This window comes from Kitasatospora sp. NPDC088742 (assembly GCF_055584905.1).
In genome coordinates, this window is sequence record NZ_JBVJLD010000007.1 from 25,033 (window position 1) to 35,517 (window position 10,485).

The 10,485-nt window shown below is 73.1% G+C and carries 9 protein-coding genes; 2 read left to right on the forward strand and 7 right to left on the reverse strand.

Features of this window, described 5'->3' with window-relative positions; all coding sequences use genetic code 11:
* The first annotated feature begins 218 nt into the window (after window positions 1-218).
* Window positions 219-2,087, forward strand: coding sequence for a CASTOR/POLLUX-related putative ion channel (locus ACZ6ZR_RS08750; RefSeq protein WP_465640813.1), 1,869 nt, complete (start codon window positions 219-221; stop codon window positions 2,085-2,087).
* A gap of 18 nt (window positions 2,088-2,105) precedes the next feature.
* Here the strand turns inward: ACZ6ZR_RS08750 and ACZ6ZR_RS08755 are convergent, their stop codons facing one another.
* Window positions 2,106-2,897 (reverse strand): SDR family NAD(P)-dependent oxidoreductase, encoded by a 792-nt coding sequence (locus tag ACZ6ZR_RS08755; RefSeq protein WP_465640815.1) that lies wholly within the window; start codon window positions 2,895-2,897, stop codon window positions 2,106-2,108.
* Between the two features lie 62 nt (window positions 2,898-2,959).
* Entirely contained in the window at window positions 2,960-3,478 is a 519-nt protein-coding gene (locus ACZ6ZR_RS08760; protein WP_465640817.1) for an ArsR/SmtB family transcription factor, read from the reverse strand.
* 106 nt (window positions 3,479-3,584) lie between these two features.
* Between ACZ6ZR_RS08760 and ACZ6ZR_RS08765 the strand changes: the two genes are divergently transcribed.
* A complete protein-coding gene (locus ACZ6ZR_RS08765) occupies window positions 3,585-4,832 on the forward strand; it encodes an MFS transporter (protein WP_465640819.1) in 1,248 nt (415 codons plus the stop codon).
* Window positions 4,833-4,881: 49 nt separating this feature from the next.
* Here the strand turns inward: ACZ6ZR_RS08765 and ACZ6ZR_RS08770 are convergent, their stop codons facing one another.
* The 5 genes from ACZ6ZR_RS08770 to ACZ6ZR_RS08790 form a co-directional block, all read right to left on the reverse strand.
* Window positions 4,882-5,259 carry a nuclear transport factor 2 family protein gene (locus ACZ6ZR_RS08770; RefSeq protein ID WP_465640821.1) on the reverse strand — a complete coding sequence of 126 codons (378 nt, stop codon included), beginning with the start codon at window positions 5,257-5,259 and terminating at the stop codon, window positions 4,882-4,884.
* A 32-nt stretch (window positions 5,260-5,291) separates the two neighbouring features.
* Entirely contained in the window at window positions 5,292-7,967 is a 2,676-nt protein-coding gene (locus ACZ6ZR_RS08775; protein WP_465640823.1) for a condensation domain-containing protein, read from the reverse strand.
* Window positions 7,964-9,175: a class-II aminoacyl-tRNA synthetase family protein gene (locus ACZ6ZR_RS08780; protein WP_465640825.1), complete on the reverse strand. Its 1,212-nt coding sequence runs from the start codon at window positions 9,173-9,175 to the stop codon at window positions 7,964-7,966. Before ACZ6ZR_RS08780 ends, ACZ6ZR_RS08775 begins: the two co-directional genes overlap by 4 nt.
* Before the next feature lie 169 nt (window positions 9,176-9,344).
* The gene (locus tag ACZ6ZR_RS08785) at window positions 9,345-9,599 is read right to left on the reverse strand and encodes an acyl carrier protein (RefSeq protein ID WP_465640827.1); all 255 of its coding nucleotides are present in this window, start codon (window positions 9,597-9,599) and stop codon (window positions 9,345-9,347) included.
* 32 nt (window positions 9,600-9,631) lie between these two features.
* A complete protein-coding gene (locus ACZ6ZR_RS08790; RefSeq protein WP_465640829.1) occupies window positions 9,632-10,483 on the reverse strand; it encodes a 3-hydroxyacyl-CoA dehydrogenase family protein in 852 nt (283 codons plus the stop codon).
* Window positions 10,484-10,485 lie beyond the last annotated feature (2 nt).

Sequence of the window (10,485 nt, forward strand, 5' to 3'; positions counted from 1 at the left end):
CGGTGTCCCCGCAGCATACGGCAAACGATCTTTACAGTGGTGTCGACGGCGGTGCCCCGCGGACGGCCCGTCGGTCAACCCGGTGGTGGCGGCCCGCCACCCCGGCGGGTGACGGCGGGAAGGTGGTCGGGGCCCGAACGGCCGGTCGCCGGACGGAGCTTGGACCTGCCGGGGTAGCGTGCTCGGGCCAACGGCGGTGTGATGGGGGTGCGGTGGTGTTGAGGCGGCTTCGCGGTCGGGTCCGGTACTGGTTCGACGGCACGATGGACCGGGGCACGCCCGCCCTGATCGGCTGGCTCGGGCTGGCCTCGCTGCTGCTGATCACCTTGGTGTCCGCCTCGGTGGTGCTCTTCACCGACACCGACGCGGAGAGCAACGGCGGTTGGTCCGGCGTGGCCTGGATGAGCCTGCTGCGCACCCTGGACCCGGGCACCATGGGCGGGGACACCGGAGGGCCGTTCTTCCTCTTCCTGATGCTGGTGGTGACCATCGGCGGGATCTTCCTCGTCAGCGCCCTGATCGGCGTGCTGACCACCGGACTCGACCAGCGGATCCGGCAGTTGCGCAAGGGCCGCTCCCCGCTGATCGAGAGCGGGCACACCATCGTGCTGGGCTGGTCGGACCAGGTCTTCACGGTGATCGCGGAGCTGGTGGAGGCGAACCAGAGCGAGCGCCGCTCCTGCGTGGTGGTGCTGGCCGACCAGGACAAGGTGGCGATGGAGGAGGCGATCCGCTCGCGGATCGGCGACACCGGGCGCACCCGGGTCATCTGCCGCTCCGGAAACCCGCTGGTGCGCGGGGAGTTGGAGCTGGTCAGCCCCGACACCGCCCGGTCGATCCTGGTGCTGCCGCCGGTCGGCGACGACGGCGACATCGACGTGGTGAAGATCCTGCTGCTGCTCAGCAGCCGCCCCTGGGGCGCGGCCCGCCCCGGGCTGGTGGCCGCGGTGCAGGACTCGGAGAACCTGCCGGCGGCCCGCCTGGCTGCCGGGGAGGGCGCGTTGGTGATCGACGGGGACGACATCGCGGTGCGGCTGATCGCCCAGGCACACCGCCAGCGCGGTCTGTCGAGCGTGCTGAACGAGCTGCTGAGCTTCGTCGGCAACGAGTTCTACCTGCGGGCCGAGCCCGCGCTGGCCGGCCGGACCTACGGCGAGGCCCTGCACGCCTACGAGGTCGGGGCGTTGGCCGGGCTGTGCCGGGGCGCCGGCGGTGAGGTGCTGCTCAACCCGCCGATGGGGACGGTGCTGACGGCCGAGGACGAGCTGATCGTGGTGGCCGAGGACGACCTGATGATCCGCCTCGGCCACGGGAAGCCGCCCGTGGCCGAGAGCGCGATCACCTCGGCCCCGCGCCAACTCCGGGTCCCGGACCGGACCTTGCTGATCGGTCAGAACTCGAGGTCGGCGAAGCTGATCGGACTGCTGGACAGCTTCGTCCAGCCCGGCTCGGTGCTGGACGTGGCCGCCCCCTGGGAGCCCAGGGAGACCGTCCGCGACCTCGCCAACCTGACGGTGGGGTACCGGCGGTGCGAGCCCACCCGGCGGTCCTCGCTGGAGGCGCTCGGGCTCGGCGACTACCAGCACGTGGTGGTGCTCACCGACGAGACGGTGGCACCCCACGCGGCGGACGACCGGACCCTGGTGACCCTGCTCCACCTGCGCGACATCGAGGACAGCCTCGGTGACCCGTACTCCATCGTCACCGAGATGAACGACGACGCGAACCGGGAGGTGGCCCAGGTCACCAAGGCCGACGACTTCATCGTCTCCACCAAGGTGATCACCCTGCTGCTGACCCAGCTGGCCGAGAACCCCAAGCTGCACGCCGTCTTCACCGACCTGTTCGACCCCGAGAGTTCGGAGATCTACCTCAAGCCGGCCACCGACTACCTGCGCCCCGGCCACCCCGCCGACTTCACCACCCTGGTCGAGGCGGCCCGCCGGCGGAACGAGACCGCGATCGGTTACTGGCGGGCCGACCGCGGCCACGAGCCGCCCTCCTACGGGGTCTTCCTCAATCCGGTGCGGCGCGCTCCGCTGGTGCTCGGGGCGCAGGACGCGGTGGTGGTGCTGGCGGAGCGCTGAGGGCCGAGGGTCACGGCCTCAGGCCGCGAAGCCGCCGTCGACGGCGAGTTCGGCGCCCGTGACGTAGCGGGCGCTCTCACCGGCCAGGTACGCGACGGCGTCCGCGACCTCGGTGGTGGTGGCGAAGCGGCCGAGGGCGGTGAAGCCGTGCTGGAACGCGGCGGACTCGCCGTCGGCCGGGTTCAGGTCGGTGTCGACCGGGCCCGGGTGGACCAGGTTGACGGTGACCCCGCGCGGGCCGAGCTCACGCGCCAGCGCCTTGGTGAGCCCGGAGAGCGCGGCCTTGCTGGTGGCGTACAGCGTGCCGCCGGGGAAGGCGGCGCGCCGGGCCATGCAGCTGCCGATGCTGACGATCCGTCCGCCGTCGGCCAGGTGACCGGCCGCGGCCTGGGCGTACAGGTACGGCGCCCGGACGTTCACCGCCAGCACCCGGTCTATCTGATCCGGCGTCATCTCCCCGATCGGGCCCACGGCGCCGGTGCCGGCGTTGTTGACCAGCACGTCCAGCCGCCCGAACCGGTCGGCCACCGCCGCCACCGCCGCGCGCACCGCCTCCGGGTCGCCGCTGTCGGCCCGGACCGCCAGCGCGGTGCGGTCCATCGCCGCGATCTTGGCGGCCACCTCCTCGGCCGCCTCGGCCGAGTCCTGGTAGGTCAGCGCCACGTGCGCGCCCTCCCGGGCCAGCCGCAGCGCCACCGCCGCGCCGATCCCCCGGCTCCCGCCGGTCACCAGGGCCACCTTGCCGTCGAGCGGCAGCACACCGTTGTTCATCGTCATCTCCATCGAACTCCCCGTTCCGGTCTCGGACATGACTCGATCCTCGGCCAGGGCGTGCGGCGGAGCTGGCGCTATTCAGACGTGGCGTTGAACGTTCAACGAGTGGTGGAGTCGTCGCCGCGGAGCGGGAAGGCCATCAGGCTGACGCCGACCGGCTCGGTGCCCGGGGTCCGGGCCGGGCGGGCGGCGGCGTGGAGTTCGAGCGCGAGGGCGGCGAGGCGGGACCTGACGTCCTGCCAGGTCTGCGGGTCGACCCAGAGTTCGGCGTCGACGGTCACGCCCTCGGCCTCCGGGGCGCGCCGGGCGGCCCGTTCGCGCAGGGTGAGCGCCATGGTCTCGGCCAGCAGCGGGTCGGCGTCCCGGCGGTCGGAGAGCGGGGTGCCCCGGACGGTGCGGTAGCGGCGCTCCTTGCCGCCGCGGCGGACGCGCTCCTCGGCCAGCTCGACCAGCCCGGCCCCGTCGAGCCGGCGCAGGTGCTGGCTGGCCAGGGCGTGCGAGACGTCCAGTTCGCGGGCCAGCTCGGCGGCCGACAGCGGCCCCGGCCACATCAGGCTCAGCATCCGCAGCCGCAGCGGATGGGCGAGTGCGCGCAGGACGGGATCGGTCTCGGTCATGCGGGCCAGTAAACCGTGTGTGAGGGCCGGGCCGTGATCCGTTCTACTCCCAATCAAATGATTGGGGGTAGGGTGTGCGCGATCACCGGACCACGAGGGGGAACTGATGGGACGACAGCTGACGGCTGTGCTGCGCGACCGCGATGCGGCGCTCTACCTGGGCGGGGTGGTGGTCTCCGGCTTCGGCGACACGGCCATGGCGCTGGCGGCGGGGGTCTGGGTCAAGACGCTCACCGGATCGGACGCGCTCGCGGCGTTCGTCGGTTTCGGCCTCTGGCTGCCCACCCTGTTCGGGCCGCTGATCGGCCCGCTGGCCGACCGGGTCCGGCGCCGCCCGCTGCTGGTCGCCGTCCACCTCGGCCTCGCGGTAGTGATGACCGCGCCGCTGGCGGTGCGCTCGGCGGACCAGGTCTGGCTGCTGTTCGCGGTGCTGGCCTTGGTCGGCGGCGGCGTGGTGCTGGCCGACGCCGCCGAGAGCGCCCTGGTCGCCGCCGTGGTGCCCGAGGAGCTCCGGGGCGACTTCAACGGCCTGATGTACACCGCGATGGAGGGCATGAAGCTGATCGCACCGCCGGTCGGGGCCGCGCTCTTCACCGCCTTCGGCGGCCCCGCCGTGGCGGTCGTGGACGCCTGCACCTTCCTGCTGGCCGCGGCCGCCTACCGCTGCCTGCGGGTGAACGAGGCCCGGCCCGCCCCGGCGGAGCTGCGCGGCTGGCGGGCCGAGACGGCGGAGGGCGCGCGGTTCCTGTGGCACCACCCCGTGCTGCGCCCGCTGGTCCTCACCGGCGGGGCGGCCATGCTGCTGGCGGGGCTGAGCAGTTCGGCCACCTTCGCGCTGATCGACGGCGGGCTGGGGCGGGGCCCGGCGTTCTCCGGCGTGCTGATGCCGATTCAGGGAGCCGGCTCGGTGGTGGCCGGGCTGGCGGCCGGCCCGCTGATGCGACGAATACCCGAGCGCGCCTTCGCCGCGGCGGGCCTCGCGGTGTTCGCCCTCGGCGTGCTGGCCCGGGCGACCCCGTGGCTGCCGGTGGTGCTGGGCGGCAACCTGGCCATCGGGCTCGGGCTGCCCTGCGCGCTGATCGTCGCCATGACGGCGGTTCAGCGCGAGACCCCCGCCGAGCTGTTGGGCCGGGTGGCGGCCACCGCCAACACCCTGCTGTTCGCCCCGACCGGCCTGGCCCTGCTGCTGGGCGGCGCGATGGTGGCGGGCCTGGACTACCGCGTCCAGACCGTCCTCGCCGGAACGGCCGGGCTGGTGGTCGCGGGCACGCTGGCACGCTCGGGGAAGCGGGGAGGCGGTGGCGGCGGCCCGAAGGAGAGCAGCCGGGAGCGGAGCAGCCGGGCGGCGGCCTGACCCGTCGGCCGGCCCTGCGGTATGACGACCGGTCAGGCCCGGGGCGAGGTCAGATGGCCGGGCGGTAGAAGAAGGTCTTGCGGTGGGTGATCTTGCCGTCGACCAGGACGTAGGTGTCGGCGAACTGCTCGTCGAGCGGGGCGCCGCTGACGGACTCGCCGCGGAAGCGGCCCCAGCAGGCGGCGGCCTCGCGGCCCTCGGTCACGTGGTCCACCGCGTGCCGGCCGGAGGCGATGATCCGCTCGTGGGTGTAGAAGCGGCTGATCCGGCCGAGGCCCACCAGCGGTTCGTAGCCCGGGCGTTCGTAGACGGCGTCCTCGGCGAAGACCTCGCCCAGGCCGTCCCAGCTGCGGCCGTCCACGACCTGGAACAGCCGGCGGATCAGGCTCTCGGCGGCGGGGGTGTCGGGCAGGGGTCTGTCGGGCACGGGGGTGCTCCTCGGTCGGAGGTCGTCACGGATCACGGGGTCGGCTCCGGAGTGCGGACCGTCAGGCCGAGGCGCTCCAGGGAGGCGAGCAGCTCGTTCAGGCCCGCCCGGTCGTCCGGGCCGCGGCGCATGGAGGTGAGGACGGTCGCGGTGCCGCCGGCCTCCTCGACGCTCTGCCACAGGGCCGGGGCGAGCACCGGGTGGGCGCTGATCTCGACCAGGACGTCGTGGGAGGTGAGGAGTTCGGCGGTCGCGTCGGCCAGCAGGACGGGCTGACGGAGGTTCTGGGCGAAGTACCACGCGGTGGCGTCCCGCCAGTCGAGCTCCTTCCCGGTGACCGAGGAGATCATCGGGACCAGGCCGGGCCGGGGCGTGAGTTCGCCGATGGCCTCCTCCAGGTCCGCCAGGATCGGGTCGATCCCCGGGCTGTGGGCCGGCAGGTCCACCCGGACCATCGCGCAGAGCACGTCGGCGGCCTGGAGCGCGGCGACGATCGACTCCAGCGCGGACCGGTCCCCGGCCAGCACGGTGGTGCGCGGGCCGTTGCGCCCGGCGACGGAGACGGTCCCCTCGTACCCGCGCAGGTGCTCCGCGAGGTCGGCGGCCGAGAGCTCCACCACGGCCATGCCGACGGTCGGTCCGGCCACCCGGCGCTGCTGGTCGCTGTAGTGGTGGACCAGCCGGGCGGCGTCCGGAAGGTCGAGGATGCCCGCGATGACCGAGGCGGCGACCTCGCCGATGCTGTGCCCCGCGACGGCGTCCGGCCGCACCCCCGCCGCCTCCAGCCAGCGGGCGATGCCCACCTGGACGGCGAAGACGACGGGCTGCATGACGCCGACGTCGCCCGTCCGGGCCTCGGGCTCGTCCAGGAAGAGCTCGCGCACCAGCGACCAGCCGGTGTGCGGGAGCAGCGCCGCGTCGCACTCCTCCAGGGCCGCGCGGAACGCGGGTTCGGTGCGGAAGAGCGTGCGCCCCATGCCGACCCACTGCTGGCCGTACGGCGAGCAGACGTAGGCGATCCGGGGGCCGTCCTGGCCGGTGGCCGCCGTTCCTCCGGCGGAGGGCAGCTCGGTGCCCGGCCCGGCCGGGACGCGGCCCAGCTCGGTCAGCCGCTGCCCCGGCGCGGCGGCCACGGCGTCGAGCAGCTCGGTGAACTCCCGTGCCAGCCGCTCGGCGTCCTCGGGGAGGAACAGGTCGAGGGCGTAGGTGAGACTGCCGTCGATGCCGTCCGGCGTGCGCTGCTCGGTGAAGCCCTCGAACAGCTCGAAGCGGAGGTCGAAGCGGGTGATCCCCTCGGCCACCGGCTCGGCCCCGACCTCCAGCCCGGGCAGGCGCAGGTCGGTGCCGGCGTTGTTCTGGAAGGCGAGCATCACCTGGATGAGCGGGTGCCAGGCGGGCGAGCGCGGCGGGTTGAGGGCCTGGACCAGGTGGTCGAACGGGACGTCCTGGTGGGCGAAGGCCGCCAGGTCCGTGCCGCGGACCCGTACCAGCAGCTCCCGGAAGGTCGGGTCGCCGTCCGTCCTGGTGCGCAGCACCAGGGTGTTGACGAAGAATCCGACCAGGTCGTCGAGGCCCTCGTCGCCGCGCCCGGCGGTGGGGATGCCGATGGCGATGTCGGTGCCGGCCCCGCGCCGGGTGAGCAGGGCCGCGAGGGCGGCCTGCACCACCATGAAGACCGAGGCGCCGCTCTCCCGGGCCAGTCGGTGCAGCGCCCGGTGGGTCTCCGGGGTGATCCGGAAGGGGGCCCGCCGGCCGCGGTGGGAGGGGGTCTCCGGACGCGGGGCGGCCACGTCCAGCCGCAGCCGGTCCGGCATGCCGGCCAACTCGCCGCGCCAGAAGGCGAGCTGACGGTTGACCAGGCTGTCCGGGTCCTCCGGGTCGCCCAGCAGCTCGTCCTGCCAGAGGGTGTAGTCGACGTACTGGACCGGGAGTTCGCTCCAGGAGGGCTCCAGGCCGAGGTGGCGGGCGCTGTACGCGGCGGCCAGGTCGGCCTGGAGCGGGAGCAGCGACCAGCCGTCGCACGCGATGTGGTGGACGGTCAGCAGCAGGACGTGCTCCTGCGGGGCCAGCCGGAACAGCTGGGCCCGCAGCGGCGTCTCGGCGGTCAGGTCGAAGGGGTAGCCGGCGGCGGCGCTCAGCGCCCCGGGCAGCTGCGCCTCGGTGACGGCGTCGACCGGAAGGTCGACCGGGGCCTCCTCCGGCTCCAGCACCACCTGTTGGGGCCGGCCGTCCCAGTCGGGGTAGGCGGTGCGCAGGCTCTCGTGCCGGGCGGCCAGGTCACCCAGGGCCGTCCGCAGGGCGGGCAGGTCCAGGGCGCCGCGCAGGCGGTGGGCCATCGGCATGTTGTAGTGCCCGGCCGCGCCGTGCAGGCGGTTGAGGAACCAGAGCCGGCGCTGGGTCTGCGAGAGCGGGACATCCTCCGGGCGCTCCAGCCGGCGCAGCGCGGGGCGCCGGCTGCCGGAGCCCTCCTCCAGGTGCGCGGCGAGCCGGGCCACGGTCGGCGCCTCGAAGACCGTCCGGACCGGGACCTCCAGGTCCAGGGCGGCCCGGATCCGGCCGGTCAGCCGGGTGGCCAGCAGGGAGTGGCCGCCCAGGTCGAAGAAGGAGTCGTCGATGGTGACGTGGTCGATGCCGAGCACCTGGGCGAAGACCGCGCAGAGGATCTCCTCCCGGTGGTTCCGCGGCGCCCGGCCCTCGCGCTCGCTCACGCCCGGCCCCCGCAGACCGCGGTGCGGACCCGCTCGGGCCAGGCGGCGGTGTCGAGGCCGTACTGGCAGAGGAAGGCGTAGACCAGCCGCTCCAGGCCGAAGCCGACGCAGCCGCTGCGGGTCGGGCCCTCGGTGCCGTGGTCGATGCCGAAGACCTTGCCGAACAGGTCGTCGTGGAAGTTGAAGGAGCCGACGGCGATGTCCCGCCCGGGGCCGACGTCCAGCCGGAGCTCGTACTTGAGCTCCAACAGCCGCTGGGACCAGATGCGTTCGGAGGTGTCGGTGCCGCAGAAGAACGGGTCGTTGCCCACCTCGCACCGGCCGCTCAGGCCGAGCTCCTCGACGAAGGCGAAGACCTTGCGCATGAAGCGTTCGCGGGAGTCCAGCACGTCCTCCCGGGCGCCCATGAAGACCATCTCGCGGATGGTGAAGTCCCAGAGCCGCTCCAGGCCGGTCGCGTAGGCGGCCTCGTAGCGGAAGGACTTGCCGCGCGAGGTGACCACGTGCAGCCGGTCGCCCTCCAGGGTGCGGCGGCTGTACTGGTGGAAGGTGTGGTAGCACATCGTCGGCGGCAGGCAGTAGTCCACGTTGCCGCAGGAGTCGAGCACCGAGGGGTCGATGCCGGTGACGGCCTGGTTCTGCTGGAAGCCGCGGTAGACGTCGAGGTCGTTGCGGAGCCGGGTGACGAACATCAGGTGCTGCGGGAAGGACTTGAAGTAGCCCGCCGTCTCCAGCGCCTTGGTGCTGATCAGGGTCGGGTACTGGTACTCCCGGACCTCGTGGTCCTCGGCCAGCAGCTCGCAGACCGCCCGGTCGAAGAAGGAGAACAGCGAGATCAGCGGCTCGCCGAGGGCGACCTGGCCCTCGCCGACCTCGGTCACCGCACCGGTGGCGGCGAGGAGTTCGAAGACGTCCTGGTGGAGGGGGCGGCCGTGCGGGGAGGTCCAGACGGCCTTCGGCGCGGTCACCCACTGCTTGCGGACGTCGTTGTCCACCATCGAGTTGACCTTCTCGGTCAGCGCCTCCCGCGCGAGCGGCCGCTCGGAGCGCAGCGTCACGCAGCGCACCTCGCCGCCGTCCGCGGTCACCTGGTAGCCGGTGATCTCGGGCGACACGAAGAAGAGCCGGCGCTCGATCTCGGCGGCCAGCGCCTCGGGGATCGGGCTGTGCAGGTCGATCCGGGTGAGGACCTCGTCGGTGTGGGTCATGGTGGGTCGTTTCCTCGCCGGTGGGATTGCGGTGGGACGGGCCGGGGGGGGGGGGGGGGGGGGGCCCCCCCCCCCCGGGGGGGGGGGGGGGGGGGGCGCGGGGGGGGGGGGGGGGGGGGGCGGGGGGGGGGGGGGGGGGGGGGGGCCCCCCCCCGCGCCCGGGGGCTGACTAGGCGGTGGCCGCCGCCGTGCGGGAGGTGACCAGGCGGACCAGGCCGTCGACGGTGCGGAAGTTGTCGAAGTCCATGTCGGCCGGGCCGAGGGTCAGGGCGAACTCCTTCTCCACGAAGAGCGCGAGCTGCATCGCGAACAGGGAGTTGACGTAGCCGAGGGCGAAGAAGTCGTCGCCGTCGGCCAGCGGCTGGCCGTTCAGCTGCGGGGCGAGGAACTCACGGACCCGGGCGCGTGCGTCGTCGTTCGTCATCTCAGGTGTCTCCTTGGGTGGTTGAGGGGGAGTCAGTAGCTGTAGAAGCCCTGGCCGGTCTTGCGGCCGAGCAGTCGGGCGTCGACCATCTTCTGGAGCAGCGGGGCCGGGCGGTACTTGCTGTCCTTGAAGCTCTCGTACATGACCGTGATCGAGTTCAGGATCGTGTCGAGGCCGATCAGGTCGCCGGTCTCCAGCGGGCCCATCTTGTGGCCGAAGCAGCCGCGGAACATCTTGTCGACGTCCTCGGCCGAGGCGATGCCCTCCTGGACGCAGAAGACGGCCTCGTTGATGGTCACCATCAGGACCCGGTTGGTGATGAAGCCGGGGGCGTCCTGGACGACGATGCCCTCCTTGCCCATCTCCGCCAGCAGACCGAGCGTGGTGCTCATGGTCTCCTCGCTGGTGAAGTGGCCGTTGACCACCTCGACGGCGGCCATCATCGGGACCGGGTTCATGAAGTGCAGCCCGAGGATCTCGCCCGGACGGCCGGTGACCGAGCCCACCCGGGTGATCGGCACGGCCGAGGTGTTCACGCCGAAGATCACGCCGGGGCGGCAGATGGTGTCGATCCGCTGGTAGACCTCGCGCTTGACGTCCCAGTTCTCGGTGACGTTCTCGACCACGAAGTCGACCTCGGCCAGCGCCTCCAGCTCGGTGGCGGTGGTGATGCGGGCCGCGATGGTGGCGGCGTCCTCCTTCAGCGGCCGGCCGAGCAGCATCGGCTGGACCAGCAGGTCACGGCGGATCTGGCCGACCGCGCTGTCGAGTTGGGCCTGCGAGATGTCCACGAGGACCACCTCGAACCCGGACTCCGCGAAGGACTGGGCGACGCCACGGCCGATCGTGCCTGCGCCGATCACGCCTACGGTTCGGATGCTCACGG